Here is a 22,772-nt window from a genome sequence, read left to right on the forward strand (position 1 = left end):
GGGCGGCTTTTTCCTGGAAAAAGTGCGCAAGCATAGCCGCAACGCTGCGGCACGTTGAAATGACGCGCGGTGGCGGTGCTCGGTTCAGCCCAGGGCGATGCAGACGTTCTTGGCCTCGGTGAAGAAGCGCAGCGCTTCCACGCCGCCTTCGCGGCCGACGCCGGACTGTTTGACGCCGCCGAATGGCGTGCGCAGGTCGCGCAGCATCCAGCAGTTCACCCAGACAATGCCGCTGTGAAGGCTGGCGGCGATGCGGTGGGCGCGGTTGAGGTCGCGCGTCCAGACCGAGGCGGCCAGGCCATAGGACGTGTCGTTGGCCAGCTCCAGCGCGTGCGCATCGTTGTCGAAGGCTTGCAGCGTGACTACCGGGCCGAAGATCTCTTCCTGGTTGGTGCGGCAGTGCGGGCCAAGGTTGTCGATCACGGTAGGCGCTATGAACCAGCCCTGGGCGCAGCGGCCGTCCACGCGCACTGCCTCGCCGCCGGCGAGCACCTGGCCGCCTTCGTTGCGGGCCAGCTCGATGCAGCTCATCACCTTGTCGAAATGCGCCTGCGAAACGACGGCGCCGAGATCGCTGCCGGGCAGTTGCGGGTCGCCGACACGCAGGGCGCGGGCACGCGCGACGAAGCGGTCGCGGAATTCGGCATAGATGCGCCGTTCGACCAGGATGCGCGAGCCGCACAGGCAGATCTGCCCCTGGTTGGCAAAAGCTGAGCGCACGATGGTGTCGAGCTGACTTTCGCTGCCCTCCCAGTCGGCGAATACCAGGGTGGCGTTCTTGCCGCCGAGTTCCAGCGAGGTCTTCTTGAACCGGGCGGCAGCGCTCTGGGCGATATGCGCACCGACCCGGGTGGAGCCGGTGAAGGAGATGGCCTTGATCGCCGGATGATCGATCAGAGACTGGCCAGTGTAGTGGCCGCTGCCCTGCAGAATATTCAACACGCCGGCGGGAAAGCCGGCGTCGATGGCTGCCTGCGCCAGCATGTGCGCGGTCAGCGGCGTGACTTCGGACGGCTTGGCCAGCACGCAGTTGCCGGCTGCGAGGGCTGGCGCGATCTTCCAGGTGAACAGGTACAGCGGCAGGTTCCACGGGCTGATGCAGGCGACCGTGCCCAGCGGCTGGCGCAAGGTGTAGTTGAGCGCGCGGTCTTCCATCGCATGCGCTTCGCTGCTCCATTGGGTTATGGCTGCCGCGAAGAAGCGCAGATTGCTGATTGCACGGGGTATGTCCACGCTGCGCGCCAGCTGCAGCGGCTTGCCGCTGTCGCGCGACTCGGCCAGGGCGAATTCTTCCTGGTGCTGTTCGATCTGCTCGGCCAGGCGTTCCAGCAGGCGTGCCCGCTCGGCCGCGGGTGTGCGCGACCAGGCCGGAAACGCACGTTCGGCCGCGACAGCGGCCTCGGCGACGTCGGCCGCATCGGAATCGGGGCATTGCGCATAGCGCTGACCGGTAGCGGGCTCGAACACGTCGAGGTAGCGGCCGTTGACGGGTGGCTGCAGGCGTCCGTCGATGAGGTTGGCGAGAGTGTGGATGCTCATGCCTCGAAGCGTAGCCTGCAGGCGTGCGCCGCGCCATGCAGCAGGGTCAGGGCGGCGGCGTGCCGCGCGGCTTGCGTTCGGCCCGCACGATGGCGATGGAGCGGGCCATTTCCCGGCTGGCGATTTCGCGTGAGCGCTGCAGCGCAATGGCGTACAGGCGGTGCAGTTCGTCCGGGTCGGTCTGGCGCGAACGGCCGCTGGCGGCGCGCCAGAGCAGCAGTGGGTTGGCGAAGGACCACAGGGTTGCGGTCAGTACCAGCAGCGCGGTGTAGGCCAGGCCGTCGTTATGCCAGTCGCTGCTCGGCGGTGGCGGCTGCAGCCAGAACACAACCGTAAGCGCGATGAATTGCAGCAAAGCCAGCACGGCGATGGCCTGGCCCAGCTCGCACAGATGATCGGGCGTTGCCGACAGGGCGCGCAGCAGCCAGGCGGCAGCGGCGCCGACTGCCAGGGTAGCCAGCAGCGGCAGCAGGCCGAGTATCCAGGTGTAGACACCGACCGGTCCTTGGCTGAACCAGCCGCTGAAACCGTCGGCCAGGCTGAAATACTGTGCCGCCTGGCTGAAGGTGCTGACCAGGCGCCGGCTGTCCAGGGCAATGAGCAGGGTCTGCGCGGTCACGATGGCGCTCAGCACGGCGTTCTGGACGATACGGGCTCGCACGCTGCAGCACCTCGCTGATCAGCTGGCTTGCGCGCGCGCCTGCAACGGCAGCGCGCACTGACAGTGTGCCTTGCCGGGTGCTCAGCGGTTGTTATGAATGTTGCTGCTGCATCGATTCGATGTTGCGTACGCAGGCGATTGGCTACCAGGGTGGCGTGCGCATCCGGCCCGTGTGGCGATGCAGCGCCGAGGCGCTGCCGTGCCGCTCAGATCGACTGCATGCGTCCGCCATCGACAGCGAGGCTGACGCCGTTGATATAGGCCGCCGCGGGCGAGGCAAGAAAAGCGATTGCCGCGGCGATCTCTGCTGCATCGGCAAAGCGTCCGGCCGGTACGCTGGCCAGCATGGCGGCTTCGATCTCGGCGACGCTCTTGCCGCTGGCGGCGACGCGGTCGCGCACGATCTGCTCCAGCCGCTGCGTGCGCGTATAGCCGGGCAATACGTTGTTGACCGTGATGCCGAGTGGGCCAAGCTCGCCGGCCAGGGTCTTGGCCCAGCTGGCCACGGCACCGCGGATGGTGTTGGAGACGCCGAGATTCCTGATCGGTTCTTTCACAGAGGTGGAGATCACATTGATCACGCGGCCGAAGCCCGCCTCGCGCATGCCCGGCAGCACGCTTTGCAGCAGGGCGTGATTGGCCAGCAAGTGATGCGAGAACGCGGCGACAAATTCGTCGGCCTTGGCTGCCTGGGCCGGGCCGCCCGGCGGGCCGCCGGTGTTGTTCACCAGGATCTGCACCGGTGCGGCATAAGCGGAACTTTCCACTTTGCGGCGGAGCGTTTCCGCATCGGCCATGTCCACGGCGATGAAAGCATGGCTTTGCGCCGCATGCACGCGCGGCAGTTCGTCGACCACCGTGGCCAGCGTCTGCGCATTGCGCGCCAGCACGGTGACGTTGGCGCCGAGCAGGGCCAGCTCCTGCGCCGCGGCGCGGCCTATGCCTTGCGAGGCGCCGCAGACCAGGGCGTGGCGTCCGTTCAGATCCAGCTGCATGCGCTTCTCCGGTTGCGGTGTTTCAGCCCAGGCCGCGGGCGATCTTGTGCACCATGCGCGGCAGCAGTTCTTCGTCGCTATCGCCGCGCGGCACGTCCATGCTGTCGAGGTCGAAGCCCATGACCGCGGCGTCGTCCTCGTCCAGGCCGTCGAACTCGCGGAATTCGGCATCGAGCAGGGCCATGCGTGCCGCGTTTTCGTCGTCGTAGCGCAGGTATTCGCCAGTGGCGCCGAACACTTCGGCGATGCCGCTGTCGAGCACGTCCAGGCGTGACCAGATCAAGGTGTCGCCAAAACCGGCGCACCACCAGTAGGTCAGCGCGCGCGGCGATTCTTCGCCGCCGTCGATGTCGTTGTGTTCGTTCATTTCACCACTCCGCTGACACGCAGCAACAGCAACAGCGCCGCGGCGCTGCCGCCCAGGGCGATGGACCAGGCCGCCACGCTGCCGGGCAGGGCCAGGAAGCGCAGGTTCTGGTCCGGCGAAACGCGCCAGGCGCAGCGCAGGAACCAGCCGAAGGCCATGGGCGAAAACGGCGTCGCGCCCATCAGCGGCCGGTCCTGCGGATGGCGGTCGCGCAATTGCGTCGCCACCAGTGGCCAGCTCATCACATAGGCGGTCAAGCCGAAGATGGCCAGGCCCAGGGCCAGCAGGATCAGAAACAGCATGCTCAGAACTCCGCGTGGCCCGGAACGCGCGGGTAGGGAATCGCGTCGCGGATATTGGCCAGGCCGCAGGTATAGACCACCAGGCGCTCGAAGCCCAGGCCGAAGCCCGCATGCGGCACCGTCCCGTAGCGGCGCAGGTCGCGGTACCACTGGTAGTGCACCGGATCGATGTTCATCTTGGCCATGCGCGCATCGAGCAGGTCCAGCCGCTCCTCGCGCTGCGAGCCGCCGACGATTTCGCCGATGCCCGGTGCCAGGATATCCATCGCCGCGACAGTCTTGCCATCGTCGTTCAGGCGCATGTAGAAGGCCTTGATCTGTTCCGGGTAGTTCATCACCACGGCCGGGCGGCCGACATGCTGCTCGACCAGGAAGCGTTCGTGTTCGGTCTGCAGGTCCATGCCCCATTCGACCGGGAATTCGAACTTCTTGCCGGAGTTCTGCAGGATCTTCACCGCTTCACTGTAGTCGATGCGCGCAAACGGCTCATTGACAAAATTTTCCAGACGGGAAATTGCGGTCTTTTCCACGCGTTCGGCGAAGAAGGCCATATCGTCGGCGCGTTCGTTCAGCACGGCGCGGAACACGTATTTCAGCAGCGCCTCGGCCAGGTCGGCATCGGCGGCGAGGTCGGCGAAGGCGATTTCCGGTTCGATCATCCAGAACTCGGCCAGGTGGCGCGAAGTCTGCGAGTTTTCGGCGCGGAAGGTGGGGCCGAAGGTGTAGACCTTGCTCAGGGCGAGGCAGTAGGCCTCGACATTGAGCTGGCCGGACACGGTGAGGAATGCATCCTTGCCGAAGAAATCCTTGGAATGGTCGACCGCGCCCTTGTCGGTGCGCGGCAGGTTGGCCAGATCCAGCGTGGACACGCGGAACATCTGTCCGGCGCCTTCGGCATCGCTGGTGGTGATGATCGGGGTGTTGATCCAGTAGTAGCCGTTCTCGTGGAAGAAGCGGTGTACTGCCTGGGCCAGGCAATGGCGTACGCGGGTAATGGCGCCGAATATGTTGGTGCGCGGACGCAGATGGGCGACTTCGCGCAGGAACTCCATCGAATGCGGCTTGGGCTGGATCGGATAGGTTTCCGGATCGTCGACGAAACCGGTGACTTCGATCGAGCTGGCCTGGATTTCGAAACTCTGTCCCTTGCCTTGCGATTCGACCACGCTACCGCGGGCGATGACGCCACAGCCGGCGCTGAGCCTGAGTACGTCGCTGTCGTAATTGGCCAGGCTGGTCGGGGCGACGATCTGGATCGGATCGAAGCAGGAGCCATCGCTGAGATTGACGAAGGAAAGTCCTGCCTTGGAATCGCGCCGGGTGCGCACCCAGCCCTGTACGGTGACTTCGCTGCCGACGGGATAGGTGCCGGCCAGGACGGCCTTGATACTGACTGCGGCCATGAAACTCTGCTCCACTGCTCTTGGCGTCTTGCGCGCCGGAAAGCCGGCAATGATAGCGGAACTCGCCTGGGCCGGTGCCCGGCCTTGTTTCTCCAGCCAGCGCCCCCACAACGGACCTGCCCGCCTCATGCCTGGCTGCCAGTTGGTGGCTCAGGCGGCAAACCCTAGAATGCGCCGCATGACCATTTCCCTGACAACTGCAGCGCGCGAGCGCATGCAAGATTTCCTCGCCCGAAACGAATCGGCCAAGGCCGTGCGTTTCGGCGTCAAGCGTACCGGTTGTTCCGGCTACAGCTACGTGGTCGACCTGACCGACCGCATTGCCGAGGATGACCATTGGGTCGAGGAAGCCGGCGTCAGGCTTGTCGTCGATGCCAAGAGCCTGGCCCTGCTCGACGGTACCTCGATCGATTTCCAGAAGAAGGGGCTGAACGCCGAATTCGTGTTCGACAACCCGAACATGACCGGCGAGTGCGGCTGCGGCGAGAGCTTTACCGTCGGCTGAGATGCTTTGACCGGCGCGTAGCGAGCAAGCTCGGCAGGGTTTCCGAGCGATGTTCATCGCAGCCACGGCAGGCTTGCTCCGCGCAAGCCTGCCCTCACAGCGAACTCAGCCTGGCGCGGGTTTGCGCCCGGCGCTGACGCTGTCGATCAGCTTCAGCAGATTGTCGATTTCCGGCACCAGTTCGTGGTTGGGATAGGCTGTGCGGATCTGCGTGAGCAGGGCCTTGGCCTCCGCATCCTTGCCCATGCGCTCGCTCAGCAGCTGCGCCGCCATGAGATACATCTGCGGAATGTCCGAACTGCGCGGATGGCGTTTGTGGAAGCCGTTGACTAGGCGCAAGGCGACCTGGGCATGGCCGAGCAGCGCGGCGCGCCGCGCCAGGCGCACGTTGGATTCCGCATCGGTCGGAATAAAGGCCGGTTCCAGTTCGGACAGTTCGCGATACAGCTCCACCGCGGCCTTTTCCTTGTCCTGCGCCAGCAGTATCGGCAGGTACTCCTTGCCGTGGCGCAGCATCTCGGCCGAATCGCCCTTGAGCTTGAGCAGCTTGCGGTATTGCTGGTGCACTTTTTCCGTGCCGCCGCGTTCGCGCAGGTGCGCGCGCAAGGCCTCGGTGGCCATGTCGGTCTCGCCGTCGCGTACCATTTCGGCGCTTTCGTCGAGGATGAACTGGTCCGGATCGTCGCTGGCCCTGGCCAGTTTCAGCGGCTTGTCCGGCGTATAGCCGAGTTCTTCGTGGTACTGCCAGATCAGATAGCCCATGAGGTGGAAGGTCGCGATCAGGGCGTAGCCGGAAATGAAGTGGAACACCGGCAAGCCGATGACCAGGGGCAGGATGTTCGACAGCCAGGCCTGGGCATTGCCGGCGCTGATGAAAATCACCAGCATCAGGCCGAACGCGACGAAGTACGGCCAGCCCAGGCGCGCCATGATCTGCAGCCAGGTCGGCGGGCTCAGCGCATGGCCGAGGTTTTCGTCGATGGCCAGCGACATCACGGCGCCGGGGTAGCCGAACATCATCACCACGCACAAGGCCAGGCCCAGCCAGCCCAGCCCCATTACGCCGAATACGATGAGCAGCACGAAGCCCATCACGATGAAGATCACCTGCAGCCAGATGCCCATCCAGCCGATGGACTGGTCGACTTCCATCATGCCTTCGGGCGGTTCCATGCGGCCATTGGCGGTGGCGCGCAGCACTTCGAAAGCAAATTTGTACAGGCCTATGGTCAGCGCGATGTTGATGACCCAGCCGATCAGCGGCAGCAGGCTCAGCAGCCGCAGCAAGGCCAAGCCGGCAATCACCATCAGGGCTGCGCTCTGCGCCGGATACAGCGTGATTTCGCGCAGCCGCTGCCAGAACGGCACTATGGCCTGGTCGTTCATGTTCGATGTTCCTTATCGCGCAATGGCGGCGTTCAGCGGCGGCTGCCGCCCATGATGGAGCCGAGTACGCCGCGCAGGATCTGCCGGCCCAGCTGGTTACCGACCGAGCGCATGGCCGACTTGGCGGTGGCCTCGATCACGCCCTGGCGGCGCTTGGTGCCGAACAGCGCACCTTTGAGCATATCGCCCCAGCCGTCGCCTTCGGGCTCGGCGCCGGCCTTCTTCTTCGCGGCGGGCTCGGCCTGCGCGGTTTCCTCCGCGGCGTGGGCGTTGCGCGCGGCAATCATTTCGTAGGCGGACTCGCGGTCGACCGTGGTGTCGTATTTGCCGCCTACGGGCGAGCGGGCGCGGATGGCCTGGCGCTCCGCATCGGTGATCGCGCCGATGCGGCACCCCGGCGGCACCACCAGGATGCGCTCGACCGGCAGCGGCACGCCGCCGTCCTGCAGCGTTGTGGCGAGGGCTTCGCCGACGCCGAGCTGGGTGATGATGTCGGCGACATTCTTGTTTTTTGGATTGGGAGGAAAAGTTTCCGCCGCCGCCCGCACTGCCTTCTGGTCGCGTGGCGTGAACGCGCGCAAGGCGTGCTGCACGCGGTTGCCCATCTGGCCGAGGATGGTCTGCGGCACGTCGTCGGGGTTCTGCGAGCAGAAATACACGCCGACGCCCTTGGAGCGGATCAGGCGTACGACCTGTTCCACCCGCTGCAGCAGGGCCGGCGGTGCGTCGTCGAACAGCAGGTGGGCTTCGTCGAAGAAGAACACCAGCTTGGGCTGGTCCAGGTCGCCCACTTCGGGCAGGCGCTCGAACAGTTCCGACAGCATCCACAGCAGGAAGGTGGAATACAGCTTGGGCTTGAGGATCAGCTTGTCGGCAGCCAGGACGTTGATGATCCCGCGGCCATTCATGTCCTGGCGCAGGAAGTCGTCCAGCGCCAGCGCGGGTTCGCCGAAGAAGCGGTCGCCGCCGGCCTGGTCCAGCGACAGCAGGGAACGCTGTACCGCCGCGATCGACGCGCCGGAGACGAGGCCGTAGCGTTGCGAGATGCTCTTGGCGTTTTCCGCGCAGAAGGTGAGCAGGGCGCGCAGGTCTTTCAGGTCGAGGAGCAGCATGCCTTCGTCGTCGGCCAGCTTGAACGCGATTTCCAGCACGCCTTCCTGCGTGTCGTTGAGTTCGAGCAGGCGGCCCAGCAGGTTGGGGCCCATCTCCGAAATGGTGGTGCGTACCGGATGGCCGAGTTCGCCGAAGATGTCCCAGAATACGACCGGGTTGGCGGCGGCTTTCCAGTCCACTTTCATTTCGGTCACGCGTGCATCGACCTTGGCATTGCCGCCGCCGGTCTGGCACAGGCCGGCCAGGTCGCCCTTGACGTCGGCCAGGAACACCGGCACGCCCAGTTGCGAGAAGCCTTCCGCCAGCCGCATCAGGGTGACGGATTTGCCGGTGCCGGTGGCGCCGGCGACAAGGCCGTGACGGTTGGCATATTTGGAGCGAAGCAGGACGTCGATGTCGCTCTTGCCCAAGAGAATGTCGGCCACGGGCTCTCCCTGATCGTGCGAAGGTGATGTGAAGGATGGTGTATCCGGCGCGATTGTAGCCAGGGAAATCCGTTGCCAGCGAATCGCACTGCGGTTGTAACACCGCGAAACGCTGTGTAACGTGCCGGCCGTTCGTCGCTCTGCCGGAAAAAACCGCCTATGTATCGCCTTCGTTTCGTACCGGCCCTGGCCGCCTCGCTGTTGCTGGCTGCCTGCGCCGGCACTCCTGCCAAGTCGGACAAGGCGGCGAAAGCGCCCACCGCCGTGGACGAAGCCGAAATCGGCACGCTGTATGCGCGCCTGGGCGAAGCGGTGCAGCGCTATGAGGGCAGCGCCGATCTCGCTGCCAGCGGAGAGCGCGAGCGTGCTGCGCGGGAAGGCAATGCCGCGCTGGACGACCTGCGCGCCGCTGCGCTGCGCTGCAAGCAACTGCCCGGTTGCGAGGAAGAACGCTTTCTGTCGGCCTTCGATGGCCTGTTGCGGCGCGATGCGCCGGCAACAGCGGCGGCTGGTGGCGAAAAGGACGCCGCGCCCGGCGAAGACGGCGTGCCCGAAGCGGCGGGCGAAGGTTCGCCGGTGGTTGCCGATCTGCCCGAGACGGCGCGCGCGATCACCTTGCTCAAGGGCCGTCCGCTGGCCGAGATGATTGCCGTCAACGAGCCGGTCAAGGCGGCGCTGGAGGAATGGCTGACCCAGTACCGGCCGAACCTGATCCAGGCCTATGTGAACTACCAGTACATGCGCCAGCTGATGTGGCCGGAATACGAGAAGGCCGGCTTGCCCGAGGCGCTGCTGTTCGGTTTTATCGCCAAGGAATCTGGCGGCAAGGTGCATGCAGTGTCGCGTTCGGGTGCAAGTGGGCCGCTGCAGTTCATGTACGCCACCGGCCTGCGTTTCGGCCTGAGCACCGAGAACGGCTTCGACCAGCGCTTCGATCCGGCCTTGTCGGCGCGTGCCAACGCGGCCTATCTGAACGAGCAGCTTCGAATCTTCAACAATGATCTTGAGCTGGTGCTGGCCGCTTACAACGGTGGCGAAGGGCGGGTAGGCCGGCTGGCCGGCGGTGGCCGTGCGCGCTTCTACGATTCCTCGGTATATACGGCCCTGGCACCGGAGACGCGCGAATACGTGCCCATGGTGCTGGCAGCGGCCTGGCTGTTCATGCATCCGGAGCGCTACAACCTGAATTTCCCGCGCATCGAGACCAAGCTCGGCAGTGTGGTATTGCCGCGCAGCATGTCGCTGTCGGAGCTGTCGATCTGTTTTGGCCAGGAAGGCGGCAGCCGTGAAGGTTGGTTCCGCACCCTGCGCAATCTCAATCCCGCCTATGACCATCAGGCTTCGCTGCCGCCGGGAACACGGCTGGACGTACCGGCAGTGCTCGAAGCGGCTTTCCCGCGTACCTGCGCCCAAGGCCAGTGGCAGGCGTTGGCGGCCGAACTGCACCGCGCGAGCATGCCGCTGGTGTCCACGCCCAGCCCGGCGCTGGCCGCGCGCAATCGCGCGGCTGCCGGCCGCAGCAGCTATACGGTGCGCAAGGGCGACACACTGGCTGCGATCGCTCGCAAGCACCGTTGTGCCGAAGTACGCGAAATCGCCAGTCTCAACCGGTTGCGCGCGCCCGGCTATGCGATCAAGCCGGGACAGACCTTGCAGATTCCGGGTTGTTCGCGCTGAGCTGGATTGTTGTGCGTTATGCGAAATTCTCCTGCGCGCAGCGCCTCTTGGAACAACTTCGTAGAACGTTACAAAGCTGGTTGCTGACAAGGATTGTCAGTTTGTGACGGGTTCGGCTAATCTCCACCGGCTGTCGGACTACCATTGCCGGCGATCGTTGAACAATTGAGGGGATAAGCGTATGCAGCAGTTGATCTGGCGCCTCGTCGCGACCAAACGTGCGTATCAGCTGCAGCGCGAATTCAAGGAAATCGACAAGCTGATGAACGGGCTGAACAATGCCGCCCGGCTGCAGCTGGCCACCTTGACCCAGAAAGAATTTGCTGCCGCCTCGAAGAGCGAATTCCCGCATCTCTACGGCACGCCGCCCGAACAGCGCTATACGGCCTGGGGCAGCGGTACCGATATCGGTCTTACCCGCGCCCGCTCGGAAAACCTGCCGGTGCGCATCCGCGGCATCGCCTTGTGGCTGACCGTGGCCTATCACGAAACCCGCGGTACCAGCCTGCCGGCACTCGATGGAGTGCATCGTTCGCTGTTGCGCAGCCTGCGTTTTCTGCGTGAATCCATGCCGGCGAGTACTTCCGCCAGCTGGTTCACGAGCGAACAGGCCGCTTGACTGGACGATCCGGGTAGCAAATCGGGCTAGAGGAAATTGCGCGCCAGGGATGGCGCGTTTTTTCTTTGTGGATTGTGCTTTTTGGCGGCAGTGCTGTTCTTGGGCGGCAATCGCCGTCTGTGCAATCGGGCGGCGCAATTCGCTTTGCTCATCGCGCCCTGCGGGGTTCTACGCGACGGCAATGCTGCCGATGCGCTGGCCGACCTTGACCGGCTGCTCGGGCTGCAGGCTGTCGTCGATGCGGCCGACAGCCGGCGGCAGCAGCACGATCACGGTCGAGCCCATGTTGAAGCGGGCCATTTCGGCGAAACGCTCCAGGCTGAGGTTCTGCTCGCGCCAGTCTCGCCGGGTGACGCGGCTGGCATAGGGCGGAATTTCCAGGCCCGACCAGACCGTCGACACACTGGAAACCAGCATGGCGCCGACCATCACGACCACGAACGGGCCGTGCTCGCCCTGGAAATGGCAGACCAGGCGCTCGTTGCGCGCAAACAGGCGCGGAATTTCGGCCACCGGCGCCGGCGCCACGCTGAACAGCCGTCCCGGCACGTGCACGCTGTACTGCAAGGTGCCGCGCAAGGGCATATGCGCACGGTGGTAGTCGCGCGGCGACAGATAGACCGTGACGAAGCTCCCATCCGCATAGGCCTGCGCGTCGGTTTCCGACGCGAGCAATTCGGCCACGCTGTAGTGCTGGCCCTTGGCCTGCACGATGCGGCCGGCGCGGATGGGGCCGGCCTGGCTGATCTTGCCGTCGGCAGGGCAGAGCAGGGCGTCGGCGTCGGTGTCGGCGCTGCGCGCGCCTGGCTTGAGCAGGCGGGTGAAGAACGCGTTGAAATGTTCGAACGCAGCGATGTCCGCTGTCTGCGCTTCGCTCAGGTCGACTTGGTAGTTGCGCACGATCGTGCCGATCAGAAAATTCTTCCACGGCCGCCAGGTCCAGCGCGTGGCCCAGTAGACCAGGCGCGAAAGCAGGCGGTGCGGCAGGGCGTATTGAAGAATGATCGATGGTTTCATCGGCGAGGGTCTGGACCCGGATTCGGTAGTGGAATTGAAGCAGCCGGCAAGCGCCGGACTCAGGGCTTGCGCGCGAGTGTCAGCATGTCGGTGCCGATCGCAGCGGCATCCAGCGGTGGGCGGAACAGCCCGGCCAGCTGGCCCTGCGGGTCGATCAGCACGATCGAGGCGCTGTGATCGACGCTGTAGTTGCCGCTGGCATCGGGCGTGGTGCGCGTATACAGCTGGCCCATGGAGCGGCTCAGCCGGGTCAGCTCCTCGTCGCTGCCGGTCGCCGCGATGAATCCGGGATCATAGAAACCGGCATAGCGGCCGAGTACCTCGGGCTGGTCGCGCTGCGGGTCGACCGAAATGAAGTGGATGTGCACCTGATCCGCCGCGCCGGCCTGCTGCAGCGTCGCGCGCACCTGCTTGAGCACGCCCAGCGTGGCAGGGCAGATGTCGGGGCAGTGGGTGAAGCCGAAGAAGACCAGGTTCCAGTGGCCTTTGAAATCGGCGGCGGTCAGCGTCTTGCCGTCGCTGCGCGTGAGCTGGAAATCGGCCAGGGCACGCGGCTTGGGATAACGCGTCAATGCAACGGTAGACGGCGCGTTGCTGGCATAGAACTGGCTGGCCAGCCACAGGCCCAGGCCGGCGGCGAATGCGGCCAGCAGGATCAGGGTCGTGGGCAGAACCCGGCCCGAGTTATGACGTGTGTTCATTGCCTCAGTATAGACGCGGACGGGGCCGGGCCAGCGCCCTATACTGTGCGGCCCTTTGTCGCTGCACGCCTCATGACCGCTGAACTTTCCACCATCATCGACTTCATCCGCTACGGCGCCAGCCGATTTGCCGGAGCCGGCCTGACCTTCGGCCACTCCTACGACAACGCACTGGACGAGGCGACCCATCTGGTGCTGCATACGCTGCATTTGCCGCACGATCTGTCGCCAAACTACGGCCAGGCCAAGCTGGTGCAGGCAGAAAAGCAGCGCCTGCTGGAACTGTTCGAAAAGCGCGTGAGCGAGCGCAAGCCGGTGGCCTACCTGACCGGCGAAGCCTGGTTTGCCGGGCTGTTGTTCAAGGTGGACGAGCGCGTGCTGGTGCCGCGCTCGCCGATCGCCGAGCTGATCCAGAACGGCTTCAGCCCCTGGCTGGACGATGTCGAGGTGGAGCGCGCCCTGGACCTGTGCACCGGATCGGGCTGTATCGGCATCGCCATGGCCTCGCACAATCCGAACTGGCAGGTCGACGTGGTCGACATCAGCCCGGAGGCGCTGGAACTGGCGCGCAGCAATGTGCAGTTCCAGGACGTGAGCGAACGCGTACGCGTGATCGAATCCGACCTGTTCGGTGGGCTGCAGGGCGAGGTCTACGACCTGATCGTGTCCAACCCGCCGTACGTCACCGAGCAGGAATTTGCCGAACTTCCGCCCGAATACAGCCATGAGCCTGCGCTAGGTTTGAAGGCCGGTCACGACGGCCTGGATTTCGCATTGCGCATCCTGGCCGAGGCGCCGCAGCATTTGTCCGAGAACGGTCTGCTTATCGTCGAAGTCGGCGAATCCGAGCGCGCCCTGGCCGAACTGCTGCCGCGCGTGCCGTTCACCTGGATCGAATTCAATGTCGGCCAGATGGGCATTTTCGCGCTGGACCGGCGCGATCTCGTGGCGCACGCGGACGATATCCGCGCAGCGCTGCAGGCCAGATAACCGCAGACCCGGCGCGGGCTGTACCGCTCGCGTCGCGGCCGGGCGCCATCGAGAAACTGAAGTGTCCAGTAATTCCTTCGGCAAACTGCTTACCGTCACCACTTTCGGCGAAAGCCATGGCCCGGCCATCGGCTGCGTTGTCGACGGCTGTCCACCCGGACTGGCGATTGCGCCGGAGGATTTCCGCGACGATCTCGACCGCCGCGCCACCGGTCGCAGCCGGCATACCTCGCAACGGCGCGAAGCCGACGAGATCGAAATTCTTTCCGGCGTCTACGAAGGCCAGACCACCGGCACGCCGATCGCGCTGCTGATCCGCAATACCGACCAGCGCTCCAAGGACTATGCCGACATCGCCGAGCGTTTCCGTCCCGGCCATGCGGACTACAGCTACTGGCACAAATACGGCCTGCGCGATCCCCGCGGCGGCGGTCGTTCGTCTGCGCGGGAAACCACCATGCGCGTCGCCGCCGGCGTCATCGCCAAGCGCTGGCTGGCGCAGAAGTACGGCATTGCGGTGCGCGGCTGGCTCGCCGCGCTGGGGCCGCTGACGCCGGCGGCGTTCGACTGGGCGGCGATCGAGGACAACCCCTTCTTCTGGCCCGATGCGGCCATGGTGCAGGAGCTGGAATCCTTCATGGACCGCCTGCGCAAATCCGGCGACTCCATCGGTGCGCGCGTCAACGTGCTGGCGTCGAACGTGCCGCCGGGCTGGGGCGAGCCGATCTACGGCAAGCTCGACGGCGAGCTCGCCGCGGCGCTGATGAGCATCAATGCGGTGAAGGGTGTGGAAATCGGCGACGGTTTCGCCGCGGTGACCCAGCGCGGCAGCGAGCATCGCGACGAGATGACGCCGCAGGGCTTCCTGTCCAACCATGCCGGCGGCATCCTCGGCGGCATTTCCAGCGGCCAGGATGTACTGGCCTCTATCGTGCTCAAGCCCACGTCCAGCATTCTGATTCCCGGCCGCAGCGTAAACGTGCGCAACGAGCCGGTCGAAGTAGTGACCAAGGGCCGCCACGACCCTTGCGTCGGCATTCGCGCCACGCCCATTGCCGAGGCCATGGTTGCGCTGGTGCTTATGGACCAGGCCCTGCGCCATCGCGCCCAGTGCGGCGATGTCGGCGCGGTAGAGCCACGCATTCCGGCCAAACCCTGAAGCCCTGCGCGGGCGCGCAGCCGGCCGTCCGCATTCCTGAAGTATCAAACTGGAGAAGTTGAAATGTCTGCGAGTTCTGCGGAGCGCAAGTTCAAGGTGGCCATGGTTGGCGCGACCGGCGCGGTCGGCGAAACCCTGATCGGCATTCTGAAAGAACGCAAATTTCCGGTTGGCGAATTTGTGCCGCTGGCGAGCGAGCGCTCGGCCGGCGGGCAGGTCGACTGGGGCAATCACAAGGTCGTGGTGCAGAACCTGGCCACGTATGACTTCGACGGCGTCGACATTGCGTTCTTTTCCGCCGGTGGCAGCGTCAGCCGCGAGCATGCGCCGCGCGCCGCGGCGGCCGGCGCGGTAGTGATCGACAATACCTCGGAGTTCCGCTACCAGGACGACATTCCCCTGGTCGTGGCCGAGGTGAACCCGGACGCGATCGCCGGCTATACCACGCGCGGCATCATCGCCAATCCGAATTGCTCGACCATGCAGATGCTGGTGGCGCTGGCGCCTATCCATCGCGCCGTGGGCATTACGCGGATCAATGTTGCTACCTACCAGTCCGTATCCGGTGCCGGCCGCAGCGGCCTGGAAGAGCTGGGTCGCCAGACCGCGGCCATCCTGAACTTCCAGGAGTACACGCCGCAGAAGTTCCAGGCCCAGATCGCCTTCAACCTGATCCCGCAGATCGACGACTTCCAGCCCAACGGCTATACCAAGGAAGAGATGAAGCTGGTCTGGGAGACGCGCAAGATTCTTGCCGATGTGAGCATCGAAGTGAACCCGACCGCGGTGCGCGTGCCGGTGTTTTACGGCCACAGCGAGGCCGTGCATATCGAAACCCGCGACAAGATCACAGCAGCCCAGGCCCGCGAACTGTTAGAAAGCGCGCCCGGCGTTGTTGTCGTCGATGAGCGGGTGCCCGGTGGGTATCCGACGCCGGTTTCGCACGCGGCGGGGAAGGATGCGGTCTATGTGGGCCGGATCCGCGAGGACATCTCGCACCCGCGCGGACTGAATCTCTGGGTCGTTTCAGACAACATCCGCAAGGGCGCCGCCTTGAATGCGGTCCAGGTGGCCGAGCTATTGGTGAAATCGTATCTGTGATCTATAGTTACGATTGTGTTATAAGGCATTTTCGAGATTGTCCGGCGGCCCGAAACGGCCGCCGGATACGCTTACGCAGGGATGCGAAACCACCCGCTGGTCGCGCAAGTGATTGATCGGGGAAAAGAAACGCGTGGGAATAACGCTGCGAAGGGGATTGGCCGGTGCCTGCGCATCTGCCGATGGTTCGCGGGGCTGTATCGACAGATGAATACCGGGCCGTAGGCCACTGCCACCCAGGGGGCTGACCTCATGAATGGATCGTTGAAACTAACGCTGGCCGTAGCGCTCGCACTGAGCAGTACCAATGCGCTGGCGCTGGGCCTGGGGATGATCCAGGTCAAGTCGGGCCTGAACGAGCCCCTGGTTGCCGAAATTCCGGTGACCGGTGGCCCAGATGAAACCGCGGGCGTCAGCGTCGCCCTCGCCGCAGCAGCTGATTTCGAACGCGTAGGACTGTCCCGCTCGCGCATCGCGGTACCACTGGAATTCACGGTGGCTACCGGCGCGAAGGGCAATGCAGTAATCAAGGTCACTACCAAGGAAGCGGTGCGTGATCCCTTCCTCGACTTCCTCATCGAGGTGAACTGGTCCAAGGGCAAGCTGCTGCGCGAGTACACCGTGCTGCTGGATCCGCCGACGATGGCTCCGGCGATCAAGGGCTCCCGCGCCAGCACCGTGCCGGTCAAGGATGCCACCAGCCCAACCGCGTCGGCCCCGCTTCCGGCCGCAGCGAGCAAGCCGGCCAAGCCGCCGCGTTCCAGCGCCGCCAGTACTGCCAGCACGCCGAGCACGCCGTCGGCTCCAGCCGCACCGCGCAGTTCCGCCGCCGGCGAGTACGGTCCGGTCGCCCAGGGCGAAACCTTGTGGGAAGTTGCTGCATCGACCCGGCCTGACGACAGCGTTTCGCTGAACCAGGTCATGGTTTCTCTGCTGCGTGCCAACCCCAACGCGTTCTACAAAGACAACATCAATTCGCTCAAGCGCGGCGCGATCCTGCGCGTGCCCAGCGCGGATGAAATCCGCGCTGCCGGCAGTGCCGCGGCTGCCGCGGCCGAAGTACGCAGTCAGAACGACGCCGCCCGCGGCGGCGGCGCTGCGCCTACCCTGGTTGCCGATACGGGTTCCAAGCCGGCTTCGTCCAGCAGCTCCGCCAGTGCGGCAGCGCCGTCCAAGCCAGCCTCTGACCGGCTGGAACTGGTGCCGCCGAAGACAGCGAAGAACTCGACTGCCAGTGCCGAGAAACCCGGTAGCGGCGGTAGCGGCGATGCCACGGTGCGCGCCGAACTGGCCCGTACCAAGGAAGCGCTGACCAGTCGCGAACAGGAAGCCGGCGAGCTCAAATCGCGGGTGCGCGAGCTGGAAGACCTGAAGAGCAAGAACGACAAGCTGCTTTCGCTCAAGGACTCCGAACTGGCGGCCCTGCAACAGAAGCTGAAAGAACTGCAGGACAAGGCTGCCAAACCCGGTACCAGCACGCCGATCGCCGCTACCCCGACGCCGCCGGCCAGTACGGCTGCGACGAGCACACCAGCCGCCAGCACGCCGGCGACCGCTACCAGCAGTACTGCGGCGGCCAAGCCGGGCGAATTGACCAAGGAAGAGATCTGGGGCGCCGCGGCGGGCAGCAAGACCGCGCCGACGGCCAGCGCCACGGCACCGGCCAGCAGCGCCACGCCGCCGGCGGCAACGCCAGGCAGCAGCACGACTTCGCCGGCCACGTCGGGCACCACCCTGCCAGCGACAACCGCACCGGCCAGCAGCACCACGCCGGCCGCCAGCACCAGCACGACTCCGGCTGCAGCGACCAGCACGCCACCGGCAACGACTTCGCCCAGCCCCGGCGAGACCATCGTCGCGACGCCGCCGGGTAGCACGACGCCGACCACCCCGGCACCGGCCAGCACTGCGCCGGCAGTACCGACCACCACACCGGCCCCGCCGGCCACGCCACCGGCAAAGCCTGCTACCAGCACCACTGCAGCAGCCAAGCCGAGCACGCCGGCCAAGGTGCAGCCGCTGGAAACGGCGCAGCCGTGGTACAGCAATCCGACCTATTGGATGTATGGCCTTGGCGGCTTGGCCGTGCTCGGCGGATTGGGCTTCCTGCTCAGCCGTCTGGGCAAGAAAAAGGCCCCGGCCGCTGCTGCCGGCGGCGCTGCTTTCACCGACGCCACCTCGCCGCTGCAGGACGAAGAAGATGCGTTGCTGGATCGTCTGGCCCAGTACCCGGACGACACCTCGGCCCATCTGGAACTGACCAGCCTGTACTACTCCCAGGGCGATGCGGACAAGTTCGAAGCCGCAGCCCAGGCCATGTACGCCCACATCTACGACACCAACATGCCGGAATGGCAGAACGTGCAGGCGATGGGGCGTGAGCTGGTGCCGTCCAACCCCTTGTTCGCCGATGCGGTGGCGACGTCGGCTCCCGCCTTCGGCAGCCAGCTTTCGCCCGAGCCGATGCGCTTCGACGGCTTCGACGACAGTTTCGGTGCGCCGCCGCCGGCGGCTACGCCTCCGCACGAAGACGATGCATTCGACTTCGACCTGGCCGCGCCGGGCAGCAAGGCGACAGTGCCGCCGCCATCGGCGGTGCATGACGACTTCTCCTTCGATCTGACCCCGCCGGCGCCCGCGCCGAGCAACTACCAGACCCAGGTGCAGCCGTTGCCGCCCATGCCGGATCTGAGCCCGCCCTCGCGTCTCGATGACGACCTGATCGCCGCCGACGATGCCATCGGCACCAAGCTCGACCTGGCCAAGGCCTACCTCGACATGGGCGACCCGGACGGTGCGCGTTCGATGCTCGAAGAAGTGCTGCTGGAAGGCTCCGAAGGCCAGAAGGGCGAGGCGCGCAAGCTGCTTGCCGAGATTCGCTGAGCCAATGATGGGCAAGTGACGAAAAGGCCGGCGCAAGCCGGCCTTTTTGCATCTGGCGCCCGCAGCGTTGCGATCGAGACCGTGGGACTCCCGGTTGGCGATGCGGACATCTGCACTGGTTCCCCCCTTGGCAGCCGGGGCCGCCCGGCACGCACGATCAGAACCTATGGACCCCGCCAGCGGCTTCGCGCGCTTCAGACGGGGTCGGCGCGCTGTCCAGCCGCATGGCGGGAAACTCCTTCCCCTTCAAGGGAAGGCCGGGATGGGGATGGTGTCGCACCGGCCTCGCCCCAGCCATCTGGCCACGGTACCCGCGCCCGTGCGCAGCCCCGGGCCACGACTTACCGTTCAAGCTACAATCGCGCCCCTTTCTTCACCTCCCGGAACCGGCTTGCGCATCGCCCTGGGCGTCGAATACGACGGCACCGATTTTCTAGGCTGGCAACGCCTGGACCGTGGCCGCACGGTGCAAGGCGTGCTGGAGCAGGCGTTGTCCTTCGTTGCCAATACACCGGTTGCGGTGACCTGCGCCGGGCGTACCGATGCCGGTGTGCACGGCCGCTGCAACGTCGTGCATTTCGAGCCTCCCGTGGAGCGTGCCGACCGCAGCTGGCTGCTGGGCACGAATTCGCGCCTGCCGGACGATGTCTGCGTGCGCTGGATCCAGCGTGTGCCAACCGATTTCCATGCGCGCTTTTCTGCCCGGGCGCGGCGCTATCGCTACAGCCTGCTCAATCGCAAGGTGCGCCCGGCGCTGGATGCACGCTATGTCGCCTGGCTGCGCGAGCCGCTGGATGCCGCGCGCATGCAGGCCGCCGCGCAGCATTTTCTCGGCGAGCACGATTTCAACGCTTTTCGTACCGTGGCCTGCCAGGCGCCGAATCCGGTGCGTACGGTGCACGCGCTGGAGGTGCGCCGCGACGGCGACTACCTGCATTTCGACATCCAGGCCAATGCCTTTTTGCACCACATGGTGCGCAATATCGTCGGCAGCCTGCTGCTGGTCGGCCAGGGCGAGCGTGCGCCCGAGTGGATAGGCGAAGTGCTGCGGGGACGCGACCGCAATCTGGCCGGACCGACGGCACCGTCGCAGGGACTCACCTTCCTCTGCCCGCTATACCCGGCGCAATGGCAGCTGCCAGCCGAAGTGACGGGTGCGGAGCTGGTCGCATGAGCCGGGTGCGGGTGAAATTCTGCGGGCTGACCCGTGCCGAGGATGTCGCTGCGGCGGTCGCGCTGGGGGTGGACGCGATCGGCCTGGTCATGACCCGGCGCAGCAAGCGCTTCGTCGACCTGGAGGCAGCACTCGCGCTGCGTGCGCAAGTGCCGCCGTTCGTCGCCACCGTGGTGCTGCTGCTCGACGACGAGCCGGCCTGGGTGCGCGAAGTCATTAGCCGGGTGACGCCGGATCTGCTGCAATTCCACGGCGAGGAGCCGGCGGACTATTGCACCGGTTTCGGCCTGCGCTATCTCAAGGCCATTCCGATGGCCAGTGTGGACAATGTATCGGCGTATACACAGCGACATGCGCAGGCGGCGGGCTTCCTGCTCGACAGCCATGCGGCCGGCGGGCAAGGCGGTAGCGGCCAGGCGTTCGACTGGACCCGGGTGCCGCGCGAGCTGGGCCGGCCGCTGGTTCTGGCGGGCGGGCTCAACGCAGACAATGTGGCCGAGGCGCTGCGCCTGGCCAGTCCCTACGCGCTGGATGTGTCCAGCGGCATAGAGACCGCGCCGGGCATCAAAAACAGCGAAAAAATGCAGCATTTCATGCAAGCGCTGGCTGCGGCCGGCGCCGACCGGGAACTCCGATGACTATCGATTACCACCGTTTACCCGATGCCCATGGCCGCTTCGGCGAGTTCGGCGGCGTCTACGTGGCCGAAACCCTGATGGCACCGCTGGCTGACCTGACCGCCGCCTACGAGCGTCTGCGCACCGATGCGAGTTTCATTGCCGAATTCGACCATGACCTCAAGCACTACGTCGGCCGGCCCAGTCCGATCTATCACGCCCAGCGCCTGTCGCAGAAGGTCGGCGGTGCGCAGATCCTGCTCAAGCGCGAAGACCTCAATCACACTGGCGCGCACAAGATCAACAACACCATTGGCCAGGCCCTGGTGGCCAAGCACATGGGCAAGCGCCGCATCATCGCCGAGACCGGCGCCGGCCAGCACGGCGTGGCCAGCGCCACGGTCTGCGCGCGCCTGGGCATTCCCTGCGTGGTCTACATGGGCGCGGTCGACGTGGAGCGCCAAGCGATCAACGTCTACCGCATGAAACTGCTCGGCGCCGAAGTGCGGCCGGTGCAGTCGGGCTCGAAAACACTGAAGGACGCGCTCAACGAGGCGCTGCGCGACTGGGTCACCAATGTCGACGACACCTTCTACATGATCGGCACGGTGGCCGGGCCGCACCCGTATCCGCAGATGGTGCGCGATTTCAACGCCGTGGTCGGGCGCGAGGCGCGCGCGCAGATGCTCGAACAGTACGGCCGCCTGCCGCATGCGCTGGTGGCCTGCGTCGGCGGTGGTTCGAATGCGATCGGCCTGTTCCATGAGTTCCTCAACGATGCGGACGTGGCCATCTACGGCGCCGAGGCGGCCGGTGACGGCATAGCCACCGGCCGCCATGCGGCTTCGCTCGCAGCGGGACGCCCGGGCGTGCTGCACGGCAACCGGACCTACGTGATCTGCGACGACAACGGCCAGATCAGCGAAACCCATTCGGTTTCCGCCGGCCTGGACTACCCGGGTGTCGGCCCCGAGCATGCCTATCTGAAGGATGCCGGCCGCGCGACCTATCTGGGCATCACCGACGACGAGGCGCTGGCCGCGTTCCACGAGCTGGCCCGCACCGAAGGCATACTGGCGGCGCTGGAATCCAGCCATGCGGTAGCCCAGGGCATCAAGCTCGCGCGCGAACTGCCCAAGGATCAGCTGATACTGGTGAACCTTTCCGGCCGCGGCGACAAGGACGTGCATACCATCGCCAGGCGCGAAGGACTCAACCTGATGTAGTCAGAAGGCGGCGCACCCGTGCTGCTGGTCCTTTTCCACTATTTGCCGAGTTCCCATGTCCCGTATTTCCGACCGTTTTGCCGCGCTGCAGGCCGCCTGCCGACCGGGCCTGATTCCGTTCGTCACTGCCGGCGATCCGTTGCCCGAGGCGACGGTGGCGCTGATGCACGCCCTGGTCGCCGCCGGCGCCGACCTGATCGAGCTGGGCGTACCGTTCTCCGACCCCATGGCCGATGGCCCGGTGATCCAGCACGCCAGCGAGCGCGCGCTGCTGCGCGGCGTGGGACTGGTGCAGATCCTGGCCTGGGTAGAGGAATTCCGCCGGCGCGACAGCACCACGCCGGTGGTATTGATGGGGTATCTGAATCCGATCGAGATCTACGGCGTGCAGCGCTTCGCCAGCCAGGCCGTGGCCGCCGGTGTCGACGGTGTATTGCTGGTGGACTGTCCAATCGAAGAGCTGACCACCGCACAGCCTTTGCGCGCAGCCGGACTGGAGCAGATCTTCCTCGCCGCGCCGACTACCGATGCGGCACGGCTGGAAAAGGTCTGTGCTGCAGCCCAGGGCTTTCTCTATTACGTATCCTTCGCCGGCATCACCGGCGCCGCGCACCTGGATACCGACGCGGTACGGCGGCGCGTGACGGAAATCCGCCAGCGTGCCCACACGCCGGTCGCGGTCGGCTTTGGCGTCAAGGACGCGGCTACCGCGGCGAACATCGCCGGCTTTGCCGACGCCGTGGTGATCGGTAGCGCGCTGGTCGATACACTGGCGGGCAGTGCCGACGCGGCCGAGGCCGTGGCACGTGCGACGGCGTTCCTCGCGCCGATCCGCGCCGCGCTGGATGCGCTGCGCACGGACCATGCCGCGTAGGCGCGAGCCGACGCCTGCACCAAACCCGGCGCCGTCTG

21 protein-coding genes are annotated in these 22,772 nt (G+C 65.7%); 11 read left to right on the plus strand and 10 right to left on the minus strand.

Features of this window, described 5'->3' with window-relative positions; translation table 11 throughout:
* Nucleotides 1-84: 84 nt before the first annotated feature.
* From DFR29_RS13545 to asnS, 6 genes are all read right to left on the minus strand, one after another.
* The gene (locus DFR29_RS13545; protein ID WP_133819138.1) at nt 85-1,539 is read right to left on the minus strand and encodes an aldehyde dehydrogenase; all 1,455 of its coding nucleotides are present in this window, start codon (nt 1,537-1,539) and stop codon (nt 85-87) included.
* A gap of 46 nt (nt 1,540-1,585) precedes the next feature.
* Nucleotides 1,586-2,200, minus strand: coding sequence for a hypothetical protein (locus DFR29_RS13550; RefSeq protein WP_133819139.1), 615 nt, complete (start codon nt 2,198-2,200; stop codon nt 1,586-1,588).
* 206 nt (nt 2,201-2,406) lie between these two features.
* Nucleotides 2,407-3,195 carry an SDR family oxidoreductase gene (locus DFR29_RS13555; protein ID WP_133819140.1) on the minus strand — a complete coding sequence of 263 codons (789 nt, stop codon included), beginning with the start codon at nt 3,193-3,195 and terminating at the stop codon, nt 2,407-2,409.
* A 22-nt stretch (nt 3,196-3,217) separates the two neighbouring features.
* Nucleotides 3,218-3,562, minus strand: a complete 345-nt coding sequence (locus tag DFR29_RS13560) for a hypothetical protein (RefSeq protein WP_133819141.1) — start codon at nt 3,560-3,562, stop codon at nt 3,218-3,220.
* Nucleotides 3,559-3,864, minus strand: a complete 306-nt coding sequence (locus DFR29_RS13565) for a hypothetical protein (protein ID WP_133819142.1) — start codon at nt 3,862-3,864, stop codon at nt 3,559-3,561. Before DFR29_RS13565 ends, DFR29_RS13560 begins: the two co-directional genes overlap by 4 nt.
* Nucleotides 3,865-3,866: 2 nt before the next feature.
* The gene (asnS, locus tag DFR29_RS13570) at nt 3,867-5,267 is read right to left on the minus strand and encodes an asparagine--tRNA ligase (protein ID WP_133819143.1); all 1,401 of its coding nucleotides are present in this window, start codon (nt 5,265-5,267) and stop codon (nt 3,867-3,869) included.
* A 178-nt stretch (nt 5,268-5,445) separates the two neighbouring features.
* Between asnS and DFR29_RS13575 the strand changes: the two genes are divergently transcribed.
* Nucleotides 5,446-5,772 (plus strand): HesB/IscA family protein, encoded by a 327-nt coding sequence (locus DFR29_RS13575; RefSeq protein ID WP_133819144.1) that lies wholly within the window; start codon nt 5,446-5,448, stop codon nt 5,770-5,772.
* Nucleotides 5,773-5,877: 105 nt separating this feature from the next.
* Here DFR29_RS13575 and DFR29_RS13580 read toward each other — a convergent pair whose 3' ends face one another.
* Nucleotides 5,878-7,158: a DUF4013 domain-containing protein gene (locus DFR29_RS13580; RefSeq protein WP_133819145.1), complete on the minus strand. Its 1,281-nt coding sequence runs from the start codon at nt 7,156-7,158 to the stop codon at nt 5,878-5,880.
* Nucleotides 7,159-7,190: 32 nt separating this feature from the next.
* On the minus strand, nt 7,191-8,696 hold the full coding sequence (locus tag DFR29_RS13585) for a helicase HerA-like domain-containing protein (protein ID WP_133819146.1): 1,506 nt from the start codon (nt 8,694-8,696) through the stop codon (nt 7,191-7,193).
* A 159-nt stretch (nt 8,697-8,855) separates the two neighbouring features.
* On the opposite strand from DFR29_RS13585, the gene DFR29_RS13590 reads away from it, so the two are divergent.
* Both DFR29_RS13590 and DFR29_RS13595 read left to right on the plus strand, forming a co-directional pair.
* The gene (locus DFR29_RS13590; protein ID WP_133819147.1) at nt 8,856-10,373 is read left to right on the plus strand and encodes a transglycosylase SLT domain-containing protein; all 1,518 of its coding nucleotides are present in this window, start codon (nt 8,856-8,858) and stop codon (nt 10,371-10,373) included.
* Nucleotides 10,374-10,554: 181 nt separating this feature from the next.
* Nucleotides 10,555-10,992, plus strand: coding sequence for a hypothetical protein (locus DFR29_RS13595; RefSeq protein WP_133819148.1), 438 nt, complete (start codon nt 10,555-10,557; stop codon nt 10,990-10,992).
* A gap of 168 nt (nt 10,993-11,160) precedes the next feature.
* Here the strand turns inward: DFR29_RS13595 and asd are convergent, their stop codons facing one another.
* Complete coding sequence (gene asd, locus DFR29_RS13600; protein ID WP_133819149.1) at nt 11,161-12,009, minus strand: archaetidylserine decarboxylase; 849 nt, start codon at nt 12,007-12,009, stop codon at nt 11,161-11,163.
* A 59-nt stretch (nt 12,010-12,068) separates the two neighbouring features.
* Nucleotides 12,069-12,710, minus strand: a complete 642-nt coding sequence (locus DFR29_RS13605; RefSeq protein WP_133819150.1) for an SCO family protein — start codon at nt 12,708-12,710, stop codon at nt 12,069-12,071.
* Nucleotides 12,711-12,782: 72 nt separating this feature from the next.
* On the opposite strand from DFR29_RS13605, the gene prmB reads away from it, so the two are divergent.
* The 8 genes from prmB (at nt 12,783) to trpA (ending at nt 22,734) form a co-directional block, all read left to right on the plus strand.
* Nucleotides 12,783-13,700, plus strand: a complete 918-nt coding sequence (gene prmB / locus DFR29_RS13610) for a 50S ribosomal protein L3 N(5)-glutamine methyltransferase (protein ID WP_133819151.1) — start codon at nt 12,783-12,785, stop codon at nt 13,698-13,700.
* 61 nt (nt 13,701-13,761) lie between these two features.
* Nucleotides 13,762-14,859: a chorismate synthase gene (gene aroC, locus DFR29_RS13615; protein ID WP_133819152.1), complete on the plus strand. Its 1,098-nt coding sequence runs from the start codon at nt 13,762-13,764 to the stop codon at nt 14,857-14,859.
* A 63-nt stretch (nt 14,860-14,922) separates the two neighbouring features.
* Nucleotides 14,923-15,960, plus strand: coding sequence for an aspartate-semialdehyde dehydrogenase (locus DFR29_RS13620; RefSeq protein WP_133819153.1), 1,038 nt, complete (start codon nt 14,923-14,925; stop codon nt 15,958-15,960).
* Nucleotides 15,961-16,212: 252 nt separating this feature from the next.
* Nucleotides 16,213-18,843 (plus strand): motility hub landmark protein FimV, encoded by a 2,631-nt coding sequence (locus DFR29_RS30325; protein ID WP_133819154.1) that lies wholly within the window; start codon nt 16,213-16,215, stop codon nt 18,841-18,843.
* A 391-nt stretch (nt 18,844-19,234) separates the two neighbouring features.
* Nucleotides 19,235-20,017 (plus strand): tRNA pseudouridine(38-40) synthase TruA, encoded by a 783-nt coding sequence (gene truA / locus DFR29_RS13630; protein ID WP_133819155.1) that lies wholly within the window; start codon nt 19,235-19,237, stop codon nt 20,015-20,017.
* Nucleotides 20,014-20,655, plus strand: a complete 642-nt coding sequence (locus DFR29_RS13635) for a phosphoribosylanthranilate isomerase (protein ID WP_133819156.1) — start codon at nt 20,014-20,016, stop codon at nt 20,653-20,655. Before truA ends, DFR29_RS13635 begins: the two co-directional genes overlap by 4 nt.
* On the plus strand, nt 20,652-21,860 hold the full coding sequence (gene trpB / locus DFR29_RS13640; protein ID WP_133819157.1) for a tryptophan synthase subunit beta: 1,209 nt from the start codon (nt 20,652-20,654) through the stop codon (nt 21,858-21,860). The genes DFR29_RS13635 and trpB overlap by 4 nt, the downstream gene beginning before the upstream one ends.
* Nucleotides 21,861-21,915: 55 nt before the next feature.
* Nucleotides 21,916-22,734, plus strand: coding sequence for a tryptophan synthase subunit alpha (trpA, locus tag DFR29_RS13645; protein WP_133819158.1), 819 nt, complete (start codon nt 21,916-21,918; stop codon nt 22,732-22,734).
* Nucleotides 22,735-22,772: the final 38 nt, after the last annotated feature.

Source organism: Tahibacter aquaticus (assembly GCF_004363655.1).
GTDB classification, from domain to species: domain Bacteria; phylum Pseudomonadota; class Gammaproteobacteria; order Xanthomonadales; family Rhodanobacteraceae; genus Tahibacter; species Tahibacter aquaticus.

Excerpts from the sequence above, each read along its gene's own strand:
- DFR29_RS13545 (WP_133819138.1), bottom strand. The coding sequence starts at position 1,539 with ATGAGCATCCACACTCTCGCCAACCTCATCGACGGACGCCTGCAGCCA.
- DFR29_RS13555 (WP_133819140.1), bottom strand. The coding sequence starts at position 3,195 with ATGCAGCTGGATCTGAACGGACGCCACGCCCTGGTCTGCGGCGCCTCG.
- DFR29_RS13560 (WP_133819141.1), bottom strand. The coding sequence starts at position 3,562 with ATGAACGAACACAACGACATCGACGGCGGCGAAGAATCGCCGCGCGCG.
- DFR29_RS13565 (WP_133819142.1), bottom strand. The coding sequence starts at position 3,864 with ATGCTGTTTCTGATCCTGCTGGCCCTGGGCCTGGCCATCTTCGGCTTG.
- asnS (WP_133819143.1), bottom strand. The coding sequence starts at position 5,267 with ATGGCCGCAGTCAGTATCAAGGCCGTCCTGGCCGGCACCTATCCCGTC.
- DFR29_RS13575 (WP_133819144.1), top strand. The coding sequence starts at position 5,446 with ATGACCATTTCCCTGACAACTGCAGCGCGCGAGCGCATGCAAGATTTC.
- DFR29_RS13580 (WP_133819145.1), bottom strand. The coding sequence starts at position 7,158 with ATGAACGACCAGGCCATAGTGCCGTTCTGGCAGCGGCTGCGCGAAATC.
- DFR29_RS13590 (WP_133819147.1), top strand. The coding sequence starts at position 8,856 with ATGTATCGCCTTCGTTTCGTACCGGCCCTGGCCGCCTCGCTGTTGCTG.
- DFR29_RS13595 (WP_133819148.1), top strand. The coding sequence starts at position 10,555 with ATGCAGCAGTTGATCTGGCGCCTCGTCGCGACCAAACGTGCGTATCAG.
- asd (WP_133819149.1), bottom strand. The coding sequence starts at position 12,009 with ATGAAACCATCGATCATTCTTCAATACGCCCTGCCGCACCGCCTGCTT.
- DFR29_RS13605 (WP_133819150.1), bottom strand. The coding sequence starts at position 12,710 with ATGAACACACGTCATAACTCGGGCCGGGTTCTGCCCACGACCCTGATC.
- prmB (WP_133819151.1), top strand. The coding sequence starts at position 12,783 with ATGACCGCTGAACTTTCCACCATCATCGACTTCATCCGCTACGGCGCC.
- DFR29_RS13620 (WP_133819153.1), top strand. The coding sequence starts at position 14,923 with ATGTCTGCGAGTTCTGCGGAGCGCAAGTTCAAGGTGGCCATGGTTGGC.
- DFR29_RS30325 (WP_133819154.1), top strand. The coding sequence starts at position 16,213 with ATGAATGGATCGTTGAAACTAACGCTGGCCGTAGCGCTCGCACTGAGC.
- DFR29_RS13635 (WP_133819156.1), top strand. The coding sequence starts at position 20,014 with ATGAGCCGGGTGCGGGTGAAATTCTGCGGGCTGACCCGTGCCGAGGAT.
- trpB (WP_133819157.1), top strand. The coding sequence starts at position 20,652 with ATGACTATCGATTACCACCGTTTACCCGATGCCCATGGCCGCTTCGGC.
- trpA (WP_133819158.1), top strand. The coding sequence starts at position 21,916 with ATGTCCCGTATTTCCGACCGTTTTGCCGCGCTGCAGGCCGCCTGCCGA.